This is a genomic window from Campylobacter troglodytis, from assembly GCF_006864425.1.
In the GTDB taxonomy this organism is placed as follows: domain Bacteria; phylum Campylobacterota; class Campylobacteria; order Campylobacterales; family Campylobacteraceae; genus Campylobacter_D; species Campylobacter_D troglodytis.
In genome coordinates this window covers 1-448 of the sequence record NZ_QHLI01000253.1, presented here as the reverse complement: position 1 = coordinate 448, position 448 = coordinate 1, and the positions used below count along the sequence as shown (strand labels likewise).

General features: G+C 32.4%; 1 pseudogene. It reads left to right on the top strand.

Going from position 1 to position 448, the window contains the following annotated elements:
- Positions 1 to 147 precede the first annotated feature (147 nt).
- Positions 148 to 448, top strand: a pseudogene (locus tag DMC01_RS15590) (hypothetical protein); the annotation flags it as partial.

The following is a 448-nucleotide window of genomic DNA, read 5'->3' as shown; positions in this document are numbered from 1 at the left end:
AAAAATCACTCACATTTCAGAGCTTACTCTATAAAGAATCTTTAAACAAACTAGAATCTTAATCACAACAGAATGTGAAAATATTTCAAAAAGGTGAAATAGAAATTGTTGAGAGTTATTTTTTGCTTCGTTTCGCCTTACAACTGCGTAGTAGAAGGTGCAAAGGCCAATTATAGAGTAAAGCATTCTAAAAATGAGTTTGCAAATGGCAAAATCACATTCTGCCCTGCACTGCCTTTTGAAGCTATGTGGCAAGCTTTTGCGAGGCTTTAGTCTGTCCGCTACGCAGCGAAAACACCTAAATCGAAAATTTCTGAGATTTTACTAAACATAGCTTAGCTAAATTTAAAGGAAATAGAAATTTTATGCTTCATTTAAAAGAAACCGAATTTAGATCTAATGCCAAAATTAAGCAACAAGATTTGTATAAAATCTTGCTAAAAATGAT